The sequence below is a fragment of the Streptomyces sp. NPDC032721 genome, assembly GCF_055579625.1.
This window is the reverse complement of sequence record NZ_JBVIMX010000029.1, coordinates 12944-27131: the sequence shown is the minus strand read 5'-3', so window position 1 is coordinate 27131 and position 14188 is coordinate 12944. Positions and strand designations below refer to the sequence as shown.

Annotated in this window: 16 protein-coding genes and 1 pseudogene; 8 read left to right on the top strand and 9 right to left on the bottom strand. The window is 67.4% G+C overall.

The annotated features are described in order from the left end of the window. Positions 1-17: 17 nt before the first annotated feature. On the top strand, positions 18-329 hold the full coding sequence (locus tag ACZ5PB_RS39160) for a hypothetical protein (RefSeq protein WP_468698022.1): 312 nt from the start codon (positions 18-20) through the stop codon (positions 327-329). A gap of 133 nt (positions 330-462) precedes the next feature. Here ACZ5PB_RS39160 and ACZ5PB_RS39155 read toward each other — a convergent pair whose 3' ends face one another. The 3 genes from ACZ5PB_RS39155 to ACZ5PB_RS39145 all read right to left on the bottom strand — a co-directional run bounded on the left by ACZ5PB_RS39155 (position 463) and on the right by ACZ5PB_RS39145 (position 5532). Continuing rightward, the gene (locus ACZ5PB_RS39155) at positions 463-2148 is read right to left on the bottom strand and encodes a helix-turn-helix domain-containing protein (RefSeq protein WP_468698020.1); all 1686 of its coding nucleotides are present in this window, start codon (positions 2146-2148) and stop codon (positions 463-465) included. A 650-nt stretch (positions 2149-2798) separates the two neighbouring features. Then, a complete protein-coding gene (locus tag ACZ5PB_RS39150; protein ID WP_468698017.1) occupies positions 2799-3962 on the bottom strand; it encodes a pentapeptide repeat-containing protein in 1164 nt (387 codons plus the stop codon). Positions 3963-4749: 787 nt separating this feature from the next. Beyond that, the gene (locus tag ACZ5PB_RS39145) at positions 4750-5532 is read right to left on the bottom strand and encodes a maleylpyruvate isomerase family mycothiol-dependent enzyme (protein ID WP_468698016.1); all 783 of its coding nucleotides are present in this window, start codon (positions 5530-5532) and stop codon (positions 4750-4752) included. A 700-nt stretch (positions 5533-6232) separates the two neighbouring features. Between ACZ5PB_RS39145 and ACZ5PB_RS39140 the strand changes: the two genes are divergently transcribed. Then, positions 6233-6667, top strand: coding sequence for a hypothetical protein (locus tag ACZ5PB_RS39140; protein ID WP_468698125.1), 435 nt, complete (start codon positions 6233-6235; stop codon positions 6665-6667). Between the two features lie 70 nt (positions 6668-6737). Here ACZ5PB_RS39140 and ACZ5PB_RS39135 read toward each other — a convergent pair. Next, a pseudogene (locus ACZ5PB_RS39135) lies at positions 6738-7167 on the bottom strand (transposase); the annotation flags it as partial. 126 nt (positions 7168-7293) lie between these two features. Between ACZ5PB_RS39135 and ACZ5PB_RS39130 the strand changes: the two are divergent. The 3 genes from ACZ5PB_RS39130 to ACZ5PB_RS39120 all read left to right on the top strand — a co-directional run bounded on the left by ACZ5PB_RS39130 (position 7294) and on the right by ACZ5PB_RS39120 (position 8807). Next, positions 7294-7698, top strand: a complete 405-nt coding sequence (locus ACZ5PB_RS39130; protein WP_468698015.1) for a hypothetical protein — start codon at positions 7294-7296, stop codon at positions 7696-7698. A 123-nt stretch (positions 7699-7821) separates the two neighbouring features. After that, positions 7822-8232 (top strand): peptidase inhibitor family I36 protein, encoded by a 411-nt coding sequence (locus ACZ5PB_RS39125; RefSeq protein WP_468698014.1) that lies wholly within the window; start codon positions 7822-7824, stop codon positions 8230-8232. A 251-nt stretch (positions 8233-8483) separates the two neighbouring features. Then, positions 8484-8807, top strand: coding sequence for a WhiB family transcriptional regulator (locus tag ACZ5PB_RS39120; RefSeq protein WP_468698124.1), 324 nt, complete (start codon positions 8484-8486; stop codon positions 8805-8807). Between the two features lie 16 nt (positions 8808-8823). Here the strand turns inward: ACZ5PB_RS39120 and ACZ5PB_RS39115 are convergent, their stop codons facing one another. Then, on the bottom strand, positions 8824-9264 hold the full coding sequence (locus ACZ5PB_RS39115; protein ID WP_468698012.1) for a GNAT family N-acetyltransferase: 441 nt from the start codon (positions 9262-9264) through the stop codon (positions 8824-8826). A gap of 229 nt (positions 9265-9493) precedes the next feature. On the opposite strand from ACZ5PB_RS39115, the gene ACZ5PB_RS39110 reads away from it, so the two are divergent. After that, positions 9494-10323 (top strand): IS5 family transposase gene (locus ACZ5PB_RS39110; protein ID WP_468698122.1). Its coding sequence is split into 2 segments (ribosomal slippage): positions 9494-9832 and positions 9835-10323, totalling 828 coding nucleotides; the frame shifts between segments, so codons are not numbered across the junction. A 21-nt stretch (positions 10324-10344) separates the two neighbouring features. Here ACZ5PB_RS39110 and ACZ5PB_RS39105 read toward each other — a convergent pair. Together ACZ5PB_RS39105 and ACZ5PB_RS39100 are read right to left on the bottom strand one after the other, a co-directional pair. Further along, positions 10345-10641, bottom strand: coding sequence for a barstar family protein (locus ACZ5PB_RS39105; protein WP_468698011.1), 297 nt, complete (start codon positions 10639-10641; stop codon positions 10345-10347). A gap of 569 nt (positions 10642-11210) precedes the next feature. Further along, positions 11211-11474: a hypothetical protein gene (locus ACZ5PB_RS39100; RefSeq protein WP_468698009.1), complete on the bottom strand. Its 264-nt coding sequence runs from the start codon at positions 11472-11474 to the stop codon at positions 11211-11213. Between the two features lie 35 nt (positions 11475-11509). On the opposite strand from ACZ5PB_RS39100, the gene ACZ5PB_RS39095 reads away from it, so the two are divergent. Both ACZ5PB_RS39095 and ACZ5PB_RS39090 read left to right on the top strand, forming a co-directional pair. Continuing rightward, complete coding sequence (locus ACZ5PB_RS39095; protein WP_468698008.1) at positions 11510-11665, top strand: hypothetical protein; 156 nt, start codon at positions 11510-11512, stop codon at positions 11663-11665. Between the two features lie 385 nt (positions 11666-12050). Beyond that, the gene (locus tag ACZ5PB_RS39090; RefSeq protein ID WP_468698006.1) at positions 12051-12179 is read left to right on the top strand and encodes a hypothetical protein; all 129 of its coding nucleotides are present in this window, start codon (positions 12051-12053) and stop codon (positions 12177-12179) included. A gap of 127 nt (positions 12180-12306) precedes the next feature. Here the strand turns inward: ACZ5PB_RS39090 and ACZ5PB_RS39085 are convergent, their stop codons facing one another. Together ACZ5PB_RS39085 and ACZ5PB_RS39080 are read right to left on the bottom strand one after the other, a co-directional pair. Further along, positions 12307-13320: a hypothetical protein gene (locus ACZ5PB_RS39085; protein ID WP_468698005.1), complete on the bottom strand. Its 1014-nt coding sequence runs from the start codon at positions 13318-13320 to the stop codon at positions 12307-12309. After that, positions 13317-13967, bottom strand: coding sequence for a hypothetical protein (locus tag ACZ5PB_RS39080; protein WP_468698004.1), 651 nt, complete (start codon positions 13965-13967; stop codon positions 13317-13319). Before ACZ5PB_RS39080 ends, ACZ5PB_RS39085 begins: the two co-directional genes overlap by 4 nt. Between the last annotated feature and the right edge of the window lie 221 nt (positions 13968-14188).

The window sequence follows — 14188 nt, the reverse complement described above, 5'->3', positions numbered from 1 at the left end:
AGAGAACGGAAACTGACATGACCTCGATACTCATTCGTGGTGGGGCTGCCATGGCTCTCGCGGCCCTCGCCGCGCTCGCACCGACCGTCGCGCAGGCCAGCACGCAGGAGACACGCGCGCAGGCCAGCACGCAGGAGACGCGGGTGTTCACCGGCTTTCACTCCGGGAACAGCCCGAAGGAGGCGAAGCGGAAAGCCGAGACGGCGGCCCGCCAGCACGCGATGATCGGCGGCTTCCTCAGCGAGCAGTGCGTACTGCTCTACGCCAACTCCAGCCGGATGGGGCCCGGGTACTACTGGGGCGACGCCGCGATCAACTGCACCCGCTGATCAGCTGCCACCACTGATCCGCTGATCGTCCCCCGTTGAGGCGAACCGGTGCGCCTCAACGGAATCCGTCTTCTCCGTCCACAACAGACCGCTTCTTTCAGGGCGTTGGCGGTCCTGTGACCGCATCCACGACTCACAGTCGGTCGAGTCCGTCTTCGCGGACCCTCCGAGCCAGGTCGATCTTCGTGTATGCGGGTCTGCCCGCCGTCCGGTATTTGGCCTTGACCTGGCTGAGGTAGTACTTGGCCGTGTTCGGCGTGACGCCGGCCCGTCGGGCCGCGGACTTGAGGGTCAGGCCGGAGGTGTAGTCCAACAGGATGCGCAGCTCCTTGGGAGCGAGTCGCGGTACGACAGGTTTGACGCTCGCTGTGTCGAGCCCTTCTCCGTGGGTGATCCCGCTCAGCCAGCCGGATAGATCGGCGGCGGCGAAGTCGTGGGTGAAGACCTCGGGACGGCGGCCGCAGGAGTACACGTCGTCCCGTATGCTGCCGTGCCCGCGGAAACCGAGGCCCTGGACCAGGACTTGGTAGTCCGGGCTGGCGGTGGAGACGACCAGGCGCTCGCCGTGGACCGCCTGCCGCAGGACGTACCGCAGCAGGTGGGCACGCGCGGCTGTGTCGGCGCAGTGAGCGACGCCCAGGAACAGCCCGCCGGCGGTCAGTGCCCTGCTGTGCTGCTGGAGCAGCGGTTCCAGACCGTCCACCGTGTGCGAGCCGATCGGCATCAGATTGGCCAGGCCGATCGCCCGGCCGTCCCGGTCGCGGGCGATGTGGAAGGCGGAGATGTCGTCCGCGCCCCAGCGTTCGGTGAAGCGGTCGCAGCGGCGCGGGTCGAAGCCGCTGTCCAGGGCCCATTGGCGCATCAGCCGCCCGATGTCGTCGGCGTCCGCGGCGACGGCCGTGTGGAAGCCCACCGGGTGCTCGTCGGCCGGGAACAACTCGCGGCGCAGCAGTGGGTCGCCGGTGAGGAAGAGACCCTGGTCCGTGAGGTCTGCGCGCTCCTTCGCGTCGCGAGCACGATCGAGCAGGGTCAGGCGGTAGTCGCGGGCCCGGATCCGGACGCTCTCGTGTGCCTCCGGTCGCCGCCACCGGTAGGCCAGTTCGAGCACCGTCCGGTACGGTTCCGTGATCCGAAGCCCGAGGGTGTCGCGGTCGACGATGCTGAGCGCGGCGAGCGAGGAGAAGTGGTCCGGGCCGCCGGGCAGCAGCGCCTCGTCCCCGCACCCCACGGTGGCGAGGAGCCGTAGCGAGTGCCGCCACCGTCTGCCGGGCAACTCGCGGCCCAGCCGGTCCAGGATCACCTCCGCGAGTTGGTCGGCGACCGCGCCGGGGGACACGGCCGACACGCTGGAATCCAGGGCACGGCAGGCGGCGTCCCAGAGCAGCGGGATGCCGCCTGCCAGCCGGGCCACGAGTACCCGTCCCTCGGCATCATCGAGTCCTGCGGCACGAGTGGGGAGTTCCCCGTCGCGGGCGGGTGTCATGGTGAGGGTGACGGCGCCCGAGTACGCCCAGTGAGGATGGGCCAGGACCGGCCGGCGGCTGACAACGACCACGGTCGGGCACTCGCCTCCGGCGTCATCGAGCACGGTGCGCAGTACGTCCAGGCGCTGTCGGCCGTCGGCGCTGTCGATCACCAGCATGCGCCGGGCGGGATCAGCCAGCGCCCTGCGCAGCGCGACGAGTGCGTCGGACCGATCGAGGTCCACCGCGGCCGCGTCCCCCAGGCGGGCCGCGAGCAACGACTTTCCCACTCCCAACGGGCCGGTCAGGTTGACCAGCGAGTGAGTGGCCACCGCCGCACGCAACTCTTCCAGCACCTACGACTCTTCCTTCCAGCCCCGCCCGCAGGCACGTTTCTGTCCCCGGGGGCCCTGCCCGACGATGGACTGTAGCGATGTGCCCGTTCCCCCTGGAAGGTGCCGCAAAGCCATTTCCGCGCAGGCTGCCGATCCGCGGGGCAGGCCGGTACTGGAGGTCCCGCTCACAGGGCATCACAGGGCAGTGGCAGCAGGAGATCAGGGACGGTGCATCGCCGGCGGCGACGTCGGAGTGATGCCGCAGGCGGATCCTGCGGTGACAGTTCAGACCAAAGGAAACCGTAGGGCGTACCAGCGAAGGACCGCTGTGGTGTCGCAGGTAGAACCTGCGGTACGAGGGGAGCGGGTGCGGGAGGTGGGCGGCGTCATCGAGAAGCTCGCCTTGTCCTCGACGACGGTGTAGGCCCCGAGCGCAGGCAGTGGGGCTAGTGCCGGGAGAGCACAGTTTGGTCCGCGACTGGTCCGAGAAGGAACCGTTTGATGGACGTTTCTGACGTACGGCCCATGGTTGATTGCAGTAAGTGATTCCGAGATAGGTTGCCTGTAGCGCAACGCAGCCTCCAGGCAGCCCACTTGAAGCTCTAGAAGAACCCAAGTTTCTTTGGGTTGTAAGAGCAAAGAACGTTCTTCGTTCCACGGTGGCCAGCGCCTCAGTCGACAGCACGCCGGGGAATCGCGTTGATTTCAGCGCGAACCACGGCGAGACGCGACGATATTTCGTCCGGCAGGCCGGTCACAGAGCCCTCTGATTCCGCCTCGTCAAACATCTCAGCGCTGAGCCCAGCACAGGAGTGGAACTCCACTCGTTCGCCCAGGCGCGCGCGATCAAAGGATGCATGCTCCAAGGCGACGTCCGCGAAGAGGACACCGTCAATGTCCGCTCTCCGGAAGTTCACCAAAGTCATATTTGAGTCGACGAAACGGGTCTCTTCCAGCTGCGCGTCCTGAAAGGTGGCCTCCGCCAGGTGCACCTCACTGAACTTTGTCCGTTCGAGGGACGCACCGGTGAAGTCCGCCGCCGCGACCGCACAGTTCGAGATCACCGTATCCAGCAGCGTGGCCGAGGTGAATCGAGTCGTCCGCAGGCTGCAGTTCAGGAAATTTGCTTCAGTGAGGTCGGACGAGGAGAAGTCAAAGTTGTCCAGTCGTCCATCCTCGATGTGCGCCTCGTGCAGGGTCACGTTGCTCAGGTCAACGCGATGTTCCTCATAGCGCCCCGGTCGGCGGCACAGAACTTCAAAAGCGGCCATGCCGTCGCGAGCTGGTGGCTTGGATACGGTCAGGAGCCCCTGCTCGCCGTCGATGTCGATGATGTGTGTGCTGTCTTCGCGCTCACATCGTTCCCGGACAAAGGAAGCCAGGACCTCGACAACCGTCCAGTGATCCTTCTCGGAATCCTTCATGATTCTTTCCAGCGCATAGACGCCCCCGAGGCGCTCCGTCGCCTTGTCCGAGCCGAGCAGCTTGATCGCCTCTACGTACCGACCAGTGACATGGCCTTCCCTCGCAAGTTCGGCCTCCCGTCGGTCCTTTGCGCGCGTGTGCTGGAGGTTCAAGTGGGTGTACATCAGTCCGAAGCCCGCCACGATCGCAGCCCCCAAGGCGACGAGCATGGTCCGCAGCCCGGTGATCACCACACCGTCGGCGGGCTGCAGGTTTCCCGATCGGATGTGTGAGCCGTCGAGCCACCAGGGACCTTTCCAGAGCAGAAGTCCGTACCCAGCCGCAGCCACCACGACCACCGCACCAACTGCTATGTACCGCACCCGAGTTCTGATGCCTAACTTTCGCCGCCCATCGCCCGTATGGATCATCCGCCCACTGTGGCGCACGCCAATGAAGAGCGTTGCCGCTTCTGGGCACATCAGAGCAGAACTTGAGGATGGGCCTTTGCGCCCACAGCGCGGACGACACGGGCCCAGGGTGGGACCGCCGGTAGAGCTGTGCCCCGGCGCTCATGTACGGGGCGAGGACCGTCCGTTAGAAAGGCAGGCAGCGGATACCGAACGCCGTGGCCCGGCGGTCCGCGGGCAAGGTGTTCCGGATCAACGCGGTAAACGATCCGGCCGGAGGGCCCGAGTCACGTTCTTTCCGGCCGCCAGCCGCCTCGATCACCGTCGACGACGAACGTGAACTCGCCCAACAACGACCAGGGCCGCCGGTCCCTGCGCACGGTGACGCTGCACAAGCCCGGAGCCCGACTGTAGCCCCAGGTCGAAACGCTGCCCCAACCCGCCAGCACGACGGCTCCGGCACGGGAGTACCGGAGCCGCGCTCTTGCTGTACGCCTGCACGACGCCAGCGGACTGGTCCTCGTTCAGTGCAGTTAGGCGGGGATTCCACCCTCCACGGTTGAGGGGACCCCTCCGTCGCAGCGGGCCCGCCGAGGGACTGCCTTGGCCTCAGCAGTCCGCAACGGTCCCACCGACTCTCAGAGTGCGGAACGTGAGTAGTTGCCCGTTTCGGGGTTGGGCTTGAGTGAGGACTGCTGGTCACCGGGGCGGGATGGGGCTCAGGTTCCGGGCTGGGGGAACAGGCCGGGTTCGGGCTCCGTAAGGACGCCGCGGGTGACCAGGCGTTTCAGTCTGCGGTGGGGTGTCGTCACGCCCAGTCTTCCGGTTCCCAGGCGTAGAGCTGGTCGAGCAGCTTCGGATCCCCGTCGAGTTGCAGGGAGTCCAGCGAAATGCGGTCGTACCGCCAGAGGACCAGGTCATTGGCTGTGCCGCGGATGGAGAAGCGTGCGGCTTCCGGGGCCTCGCCGGTGGCGGGCAGCCGGGTGGTCCGTGCACCGTCGCCGTCGACAGTGAGGCGCCAGGAGCGGCCCTCGGTGGCGTGGAAGTCGAACGCGGTGGGTTTGTGCGGCCAGGCGCTTCTCGTGAAGCTGGCGATGAACAGGCTGTCCTCGACGCCGTCGAGCGCCACTTCGACAGGAAGGGAGGCCGGCTTGCCCACGGTGAGCTGGGCGTCGTAGGTGTGCACCGCGACTTCGTGGACCTGGTGCCGGGCGACGCCGCCGGCGGTGTGCGGCGTCTGCGTGACACCCCAGCCGGTGAAGCAGCCCTGGTCCGGTCCGGCCTCCCGCAGGGCCGCCAGCATCAGCTCGGTCGAGGCGGCCAGCCAGGCCAGCACGTCCTCGCGCTCCTGGGGTGCCACGGCGTTGCCCTGGGCCGGCGTCTTGGATATGGCGTCCGGTCCGGCGGCGACGGTGGCGGCCCAGAGACGGCGGCGCTCGCCGATGTGCTGCACCAGGTCGTACAGCGTCCACTCGGGGCAGGTCGGCACGGGCAGGCCGAGGCTGGGCGCGGCGGCGATGGCAGCGCGGAAGGCGGTTGAACGGTCGTCGATCAGCCGCAGCAGATCGGGAAACTCCAGAGTCTTGTGCACGGCGGTAGTCCTATCATCGTGATCCGTTTGCCCGACAGCGGTTTTCTCAGCCGCTACGGCGGGGAACTCCGGCGCAGGCAAGCCCAAGCTCAGGCTTCGGCTGTGCCACAGCCGAGCCCCGCGTAGCAGGCGACAGAGCCACGATCCAGATGAGCAGGGCCTGCTGCGGGCGGTGGTGACACGGGGAGCGGTGGACTGCGGGGTGGAGAGCGCCGACGACGGACGCCGCCGGTGGGCACTGTCGCCAGCGGCCGTCGTCGCGAGAAGGCGAGTTCGAGATGTGGTGTCCGCGCCCTTCGGTCCGTTCCTGTGCGCCTCCCTGATCGGCGGTCGGCCGGCGTTGCATCCGTAGGCCCAGGAGCGTTCTGCCCGGGCGCCGCACACACCGATCGAACTCGGCGTCCCCACCCGCCGACGGGTCCGAGCAGTGCGGGCTGTCGCCGTCATGTCCCGGCGGGCAGGTGCATCCGCCGGTGTCCCACTTGCCGACGTGGGCGTCGGCGACGCCAGCGACGACGACCACGCGAGAGCTGGATCGGATCGGTGGCGGTGCCCACCCGCAGCTCGTTCAGCACCGCATCGTTCTCCAGCAAGCACACCGCGACCCTCGGGGCCCGGTAGCCCTGCATCGCGAACCCCCACCGGCCAGGAGCATCGAGTGCGAACTCGCTGCCGCAGGACGTAGGGTGCGGGCGTGGACATGCGAACCGCCGTTGAGGAGCTGGCGCAGGAGGCCGAGCGGCAGCTCCGCGATCAGGTGTGGGTGGTGGACCTTGACGACCGTGACGTCGCGGCGAGGGCCGCCGCCGACCTGGAGGCCGCCGTCGGCGCCCCGGGCTCCCGGCAGGAGATGCCCGCGGTCGAGCGGCTGGCGCACCTGCGGGAAGCACTCGCCGCCCTGGCCATCGCCCTCGCCCACGTCCACGGACACCTGGCCTGGTTCCTCGGCGCAGCCACCACCGCCCTCACACCGATCCTGCACTGGCGGGCCCTTCCCGCCAAGGGCGGCCCCACCTTCGGCGCCATCACGCCGACCCCCCAGCAGTACGCGGAAGCCGAACAAGCCGTCCACCGGCTCCAGCGCACCCTCGCCCACATCACGGCCGCCGAGGACGGCCGCAGAGTTCAGAAGTAGTGCTTGCGTCCCCCGAGGCGCGACCCGTAGCACCGAGAATCCACAGGATCACACCCACCACCACCGCTGCCGGGACGTCGGTCCAGGAGCACGGGGCGTACAGCTCGCGGCCCACCGCGGCGCGACAGTGCAGACTTGCGTAAACGAGGTAGACGGCGACTTGGAAATTCTCGATCCCGCCCGCGGTGCTCGTGCTACTGGCGCTGAACGGCGACGGTGCGAGTGCCCTTCTCCACGTCGCCGGTCCCATCGACCAGAAGGACGGCCTGGTCGTCGTGGAGATGCTCGACCACATAGTCACACAGGTCGTCGCGGACGGTACCGGCGTCCCACTTGGCACGGTTCAGCAGGTGCTGCATGCCGTCCGGGGTCGAGTACCCCGCCCGCTCGGTGATGGTCCAGCACTTCTTCCGAGGCAGATCAGGGAGCAGACCGAGTACCAATCGCCGTATCCGGCGGCGGGGTTCAACTCGCTTGCACCGGCTCGCGATGCGATCCATCAGGCCCTCAAATGCTTCCTGCCAGCGGGCAGGGTCTACGCTGTGACCTGCGGCCATCGCATGATCTTTTGTCTTCACACGCCGATGATCAACGGTGGCCGCATCTGTGGGGAGCGGACGGGGAGCATGGTGCAGGTCGGCGGAGTCGAAATCTACGTGAACCACCCTATGTTGCACGTGGGGGCGACCGACTGGGTCCCGATCTCCCTCGCACTGGAGTCAGCCCCCGCAGCCAGCTGCGAAACCCACGTGGCGGTACGGGTCCGAGCCCAGCGAGGACTCATCAAAGTCCGTCTCTTCACCCAGCCTCAAACGCCGCAGAGCGAAGGACCCGACCCGTCGTTCACCACCGTCTTCGACGGCTCACTCCTGCTGCCTGACGGGCGCATGGCCATCGGTGATGTTGAGCAACTGACCCGTTTCGTCCACCGGGTCGGTGATCGCGGCAAGTACAGCGTGCACGTCGCGGTGGACTCGCCAGGGGCGAACGCAGGCGCGATCGACGTAACGATCACCCCACACGGCATCTGATCCGAAGAGACGGCCAGCCCCCGCTGGAGCACCACGAGGCGTATTTGGTTGTGATCAAGGGGAAGCTCGCTGCCTGGACGGTCCAGGCAATGACCTGAGGCGAGAGGGATCGTTGAGCCTGGCGTGACTCACATCAAGCGGATCCTTGCCGGGCTGGCCAGCACAGTGGCGGCCCTGAGCATGGCCTCGGTCTCTCCCGCCTGCGCGGCTGATGGGTACGACCGATGCCCTGACGGCTACTACTGCATGTTCTCGGGTCCCGACGGCACCGGAGACATGATCAAGCTGAGGGGGAACGCGCCGGACCTCGCAGCGCTCGGCATGAACGACCGGGCCGAATCCGATTGGAACCGGACCTCTTCGACCATCCACCTGTGGTCCGACGCGCACTACACCGGGTGCACAGCTGTCACGTCGTCCGGCCCGACAGGCAGGGGCAACTTCTTCCCGGACTATCGGGACTTCTTCAGCTCGGTGCAGTTCGACGGACCGGGCGGCCCGAGCTGTGGCACACCGCCTGACGGAAACGGTTAGAGAGCGCATTTGGTGGTGATCAAGGGGGTTGCTCCTGGAACAGAGCGGCAACGGCCGCCAGCGAGTGGGCGTTTCTGCGCACCTCGGACTGCTACCGGCCTCGCGGCCGCACGCGCGTGCGAGGCGGCGCCGTAAGGAATGACAACCTGCCGCCGCCATTCCGTGCCCGGAGGAACTGCCTTACGGTCACTGGCACTTGCCACTCGCTGTTGCCGCGGACGAGCACGGCAGGCCGGATCAGGAAGGGCGGCATTGTGGGGACTCCCGGTGAGGAATGGGGCCGGCAGGCCAGCTGCCGGACCGTCGATCCGGACGAACTGTTCGTCGAAGGGGCCGCTCAGAACAGGGCGAAAGCAGTCTGCGGAGGCTGCCCAGTGCGCACCGAGTGCCTCGCCCATGCCTTGGACACCGGGATCGAGCACGGGATCTGGGGCGGCATGACCGAACGCGAACGACGTGCACTCCTGCGCCGTCGCCCCCTGGTCACGTCCTGGCGGCAGCTGCTCGAATCCGCGCGTCGCGAGCATGAACTGCACACCGCGCACCCTCCGGAAAGCCAGTCCGCGGCCAGCTGACACCCTGTCCGGCGGATCAGGTCAGACGGAGGTCGATCCAGTGCACGGTGTCGCCCTCGCGCAGCAGATAGCGGTCGATCTCGACGAAGCCGTGCTGTTCGGCAAAGCGCAGCCCTTCCGGATTGGACGCCAGCACTACCGTCTCGATCACCTGAGCGTCCAGCGCGCGGGCCTGGTCCAGGGCACGTTCGTAGAGTCGAGTGCCGAGGCCGCGGCGGCGGTGTTCAGGCACAACACGGGCGATGACCGTCGAGGTGGCGCCGTTGTCTGGTGGGCGCACGGTGGTGCAGCCGATCAGGACGTCACCGAGGTAGGCGACCTCCATGCGGTTGCGGCCAGTGCGGGCACGGACGTCGTCGAGCGACAGCGCGTCGCCGGGGACGATCAGGTTGTGGGCGTACTGCCAATCGCGGATTGAGGTGTCGTCGTCTACCGCTCGGATCTGGAGGTCGTTCATCGGAGCAGCAAATCGGTGTCTGCCGTGCGCGTCAACCGGCGATGCCGTGCGAGGATGTGCAGGTCAGGGCAGTGGAAAGTGGGGCCGGAGCGGGCCGGGACCTGTCCGGCAGGTCATGGCGAAGCCAGAGTCGGATCGAGGCGACGGTGATGGTGCCGTGGAAGACCTAGAGCGTGTCTCTTTGATGAGTTGATCGGATGTGCCTGTCCGGTTAGTGATCACCGATGCGATGTGGGATCGGATCGAGCCGTTGATGCCGGCCGATCCGGTCCGTGGACGACGGTGGGCCGACCACCGCCGAACCCTGGAAGCCATCGCGTGGAAGTACCGCACCTGCTCACCTTGGCGTGACCTGCCAGAGGAGCTCGGACCTTGTCAGACCGCCCACAAACGCCTGATCAGGTGGGCCATGGACGGCACATGGGAACGGATCCTCGCAGCAGTCCTTGCAGTGGCGGATGCCGATGATGACGTGGGCTGGACAGTCTCGGTCGACTCCACCATTTGCCGGGCTCACCAGCATTCGGCCGGAGCCAGGAAAAGGGGGCGCCCGACCGGCCCGAGCCCGAGGACCACGCGCTCGGACGCTCCCGCGGCGGCTTGAGCACGAAGGTTCACCTGGCCAGTGACAGCCGGGCACGGCCTCTATCCATCCAGATCACCGCGGGCCAGGCCGGTGACGCGCCGGCCTTCGAGGCAGTCATGGCCGGAATCCGGATCCCGCGGAGCGGACTCGGCAGGCCAAGAACCCGCCCTGCGGTCGTTCTTGCGGATCGTGCCTACCCTTCCCGCGCGATCCGCGGGCATCTCCGTCGACGCGGCATCCGTGCGGTCATCCCGCAGCCCGCAGACCAGATCGGCCACCGTCTGCGGCGAGGCCGCGCCGGAGGCCGCCCGCCCAGCTTCGACGCCGAGGCATACAAAGAGCGCAATACCGTCGAGCGATGCATCGCCCGACTCAAGCAGTGGCGCGGTCTCGCAATGCGGACGGACAAGCTCGCCATCGCCTACCAGGCCGCACTCCAACTTGCTGCCATCCTCATCTGGACCCGGCGCTGAGCCAGGCGTCAGAAGGATTCGTCAGGCCGGCCCATGGACGACGAGCCGGTTCTGCTCTCCGTCAAAGATGCCAGCCAGGACCTTGGCCTCCCGTCGGTCCCCACCGAAAAGACCCCGCTGGTCAACGTGCACGCTCAGAATGTCGTGGCTGTCGATCACCTCAGAGATGCCCCGGGTCTCGATCGTGTCCGACCACGCGTCCAGGTTCCGGCCGAACCACTCAGGCAACCCGCACGGCTCGGCAACCGCATCCCAGAAGTCGTTGAGTGTCTCGATCGGCCGACCGCGCAGGTCAACGATCAGCTCGCTATTCGTCACCACAGCAGACTAACCAGCCCCCACCACGAGGCACTCACCGGTCAAAGAGACAGACTCTAGAGCGACGAGTCGGACTCCCGCATCGAGCAGGGCTATCTGTACTGCCAGCATGACCGGTTCCATGAGGTGTGCTCCTTCTTCGCCGCCACCTACGTGGTTAAGAGGCCCAGCGGAGACCGAATGTGAACTTTCCTGAGCGGCAAGGTGAGTTGGTCGATCCGGTGCGGATCGCGAGGGGGTTTCACGGGCGCGATGGAGGTCGCTGGTCCGCTCAACTTCTGCCTTACTCTCGGGGCCGCGACCACTCGGCCGGCATCGGTGCACCGAGCCGGGAGGTGAGCTGCGCGATGCCGTCGGCATCAGCGGCGGTGCAGGCGGCGGCCCACTGCCACACGTGAGCAGGGGCCTGAGGGAGAGCCATCCGATGGGCGAGAAGCCTTGAGCCAGGACGTAGGAGGCGAGGACGTCGAGGAGATCGGAGGTCGGCCGGACGGCGAAAGGGACCGGGGCTTCGAGCTCCGCGATCAGGGTCGGCAGCACGGTACGGCCGTGCTCGACGGTGGCGGCGTTCATTCGCATCGCCGCCCCTTCCTCCGGCGGCGCCGGCAGTCCAGCGGGCATACGAGGTTCGGGGATCTCCAGGACGGTCGATGGGCGGCATGCGCGTAGCGGACGTGGGCGACCCGGCCGCCGACCCGCAGGACGACGTGCACCGGCTCTGCGGGGTCGATCTTCTTCTCGCAGCCGAGGCAGATGGCGTGGTGGAGCGTGACCGCCCCTGCTCTGGCGGTGCCGTCTTCTCCCAGTGCGGTACGGACGTCCTCGCCGGTCACCGAATCCGTCCTTTCCGGGAAGTTGGGCCCAGTGGATGCGGACGGCCGCCCGGCTCACGGACGCCCGCCTCCAGGAGCTGGAGGCGCAGGGCATCGAGGTCTCCGACGAGGACGATGTAGTGGCGGGCGGGCTGTCCTGGAAGCGGCGGGAAGAGCTCGACAAGATCGATCCCGGGTGGTGCCCGGCCTAGGATGCGGGGTGGCAACGCTGCCTCCGGCTGGCGCAGCACCACCTGGAGGACGGCGGCACCCTCCCCACCGAGCCTGGTGTACTGCGGGTCCAGGGCGAGGACCTCGGACGGTGGGTCCAGGACTGCCGGTACGGATGGGAGAGCTTGCAGGCGGCACAGCAGTGGCTGTTGGGGAACGCGCTGGGGCTGGGGCCGGCTGACGAGAGCGAGCGGCCAGTGAAGCGGACGCAGGAGGACAAGTGGATGCTCAACCTTGCGGCGGCCGAGGCGTTCCACGCCCGTGAAGGGCACCTGAACGTGCCGAGGAAGCACCTGGAGCAGTCTGGAGCCGCACAACGTGCCGGGAAGCGCTCAGAGGGGCGCTGGCGGCGTCGAGGTGGTGAGCGTGAAGCTGGGCATGATCGTGGAGAACTTCCGCAAGCGGGCCGACAAGCTCACCGACGAACGACGGGCCGAGCTCGACCAGTTGGGGATGCGGTGTACGGCAGGCACGGCCAAGAAGAGCACATCATGAGCCCGGCAGGTGGATCCTCGTAGAGCCCCGGGTGGGTATATCAGGGCCACAGCGACGAAAGCCGGCGGTGCCACGAGCGCGGTGGTTGGAGGCCGGATGCCGCTCTCTCTGATTTTCGATTTCCGCTTCAGGACGCGGACGAGTCGGTGATGACGCCCTCGATGCTGACCCCGAGATGTACCGGCTTCTGGTCGTCGGCCGGGGTGCGTTTACTGGTGGGCTGGAGGTCCTCTTCGTCGAAAAGTTCCAGGGTTTCCCGCCCGTAGGGCATCACTTGGTAGAACCAGCGTCGGAGCAGCGGGTCGGGCTGGTCTGATGCGTACAAGGGGTAGTGCACGACGGCTTCGATCCCGACGAGTTCCTCGGCCCGGGCGTCGGCGCAATCGCGGATCATGACGATGTCGCCGCGCTGGAGCCGAGGGGCGGTGGCGGCTTCCTCTTCGCCCATCTGCGCGCCGTAGACCGCGGGGTGCAAGAAGACGGTGCCCTTGTGCTGGGGCCGTTCCCAGTCCTGCCACACCCCGTCCGAGTCCTGGGTGCAGCCCAGGGCTCGGAGGCAGTCCGTGGTGGACAGCACGGGGTTCAGGCAGACGGAGAACTCCAGCATCTCCGGGGTACGCCAGTACGGTCCTTTCACTACGACGACCTGTGCCTCACCATGCAACGCGAGCACCGAATCCAACATCTCTGTGAGCGATGCGCTGTCTTCAGCAGGAGCCAGCACCCAGAGGTTCATCCAGATACGGCGATAAGGAGCGAGTAGCACTGCACCGTCACATTCTTCGTCACCCAAAGCGGTCCTCAGAATATCCAGCGCGGCCTCCTTGCGGGCCGCTTTCGCGGCTGCGGCTCGGCGGCGGCTGTCGGCAAGATGGGCGCGGACGACTTCCGCTTCCGCCTGGAGGTCCCGATGGCGTTGCAGGCACTGCGGATTCACCCCGGCCCGGCGCGTGATGTCCGCGTCAAACAAAGGTGTGCGGGTCTTGCGCATTTCGGCGATCACGTCGAGTACGCGCCGTCGGCACTTTCCGCTGTAGGCGCGGCGGCGCGCGGCTGCGGCCTCGCGGCCTGTTTCCAGAGCGCTCGCTCGCGCAGTCGGCGCGGAGGCGCAGGGCCGCTGCTCAGGCAGACTCACGCTCATGAAGACTCGATGGTGAGCAGGATGGGGTCGGTTGTTGGCCGGTCCAGCGGCTGGCGGCCGGCGAGCACCGCCGCTACGGGGATGACCGTGACGAACCGGTCGCGACTGTACATCCACGCCTCCACCGTCGTGCGGTCGCTGTCGCTGAGCGATCCGAGGTCCGTCTCGTACTTGGCGGTCAGCTCGTCGACCTGGATGATCTCCTGCCGCAGCAGCTCCATGTTCGCCCGGGTCAGGGCGTTGGGGGTGAGGACGCTCCCGTAGGCGGCTTCCAGCATTGCGAGCTGCTGGGCCTTCGCGTCGCGCAACTGGCGCAGTTCGGGCAGTTGGGAGAAGTCGGTGGTGAAGAACCTGCAGGAGAAGCAGCGGTAGTAGTCCCGGCAGCCGTAGTCGTCGGCCCGGACGCTGTTCATGTCGTGGCAGAAGCTGCCGGGTACGGGCACCGAGCCGACGCCCGCCCGGACCCGCAGGGCCAGGTCCTCGTCGCCGCTGCGGTGCCGGAGCCGGCCGCCGACGATGTCGATGTCAATCTGGTACTTCGCCGCGATGGCCCGGACCGCCTCGACCCGGCGGGGGTGCGAGATGCGGTAGTAGATCTGCGCGGTGGACGGCTTGTGGTGGGACATCAGCACCTGCAGGATCTCCACGGGCTCCCCGGCGTCGGCCCGAATTTGCGCGTAGGTGTGCCGGAACGCGTACGGGAAGGCCCGTGTCTGTACGCACAGCAACTGGAGCGGCTGTACGCGGGGTACGGGCCGCAGTCGGCCGGCCGCGAAGTACGGGCGGCGCGAGTTGCTCGCGCCGCCCGGTATCGCTGATGGTCCTGGAGCGGCTGGAGCCAGACCAACGACGCCCTCTCCTGCGGTCT

Bases quoted from the DNA above. Each gene is read 5' to 3' on its own strand.
- ACZ5PB_RS39160 (WP_468698022.1), top strand. From the start codon at position 18: ATGACCTCGATACTCATTCGTGGTGGGGCTGCCATGGCTCTCGCGGCC.
- ACZ5PB_RS39150 (WP_468698017.1), bottom strand. From the start codon at position 3,962: ATGATCCATACGGGCGATGGGCGGCGAAAGTTAGGCATCAGAACTCGG.
- ACZ5PB_RS39140 (WP_468698125.1), top strand. From the start codon at position 6,233: ATGCGAACCGCCGTTGAGGAGCTGGCGCAGGAGGCCGAGCGGCAGCTC.
- ACZ5PB_RS39130 (WP_468698015.1), top strand. From the start codon at position 7,294: ATGGTGCAGGTCGGCGGAGTCGAAATCTACGTGAACCACCCTATGTTG.
- ACZ5PB_RS39115 (WP_468698012.1), bottom strand. From the start codon at position 9,264: ATGAACGACCTCCAGATCCGAGCGGTAGACGACGACACCTCAATCCGC.
- ACZ5PB_RS39095 (WP_468698008.1), top strand. From the start codon at position 11,510: ATGCGGACGGCCGCCCGGCTCACGGACGCCCGCCTCCAGGAGCTGGAG.
- ACZ5PB_RS39085 (WP_468698005.1), bottom strand. From the start codon at position 13,320: ATGAGCGTGAGTCTGCCTGAGCAGCGGCCCTGCGCCTCCGCGCCGACT.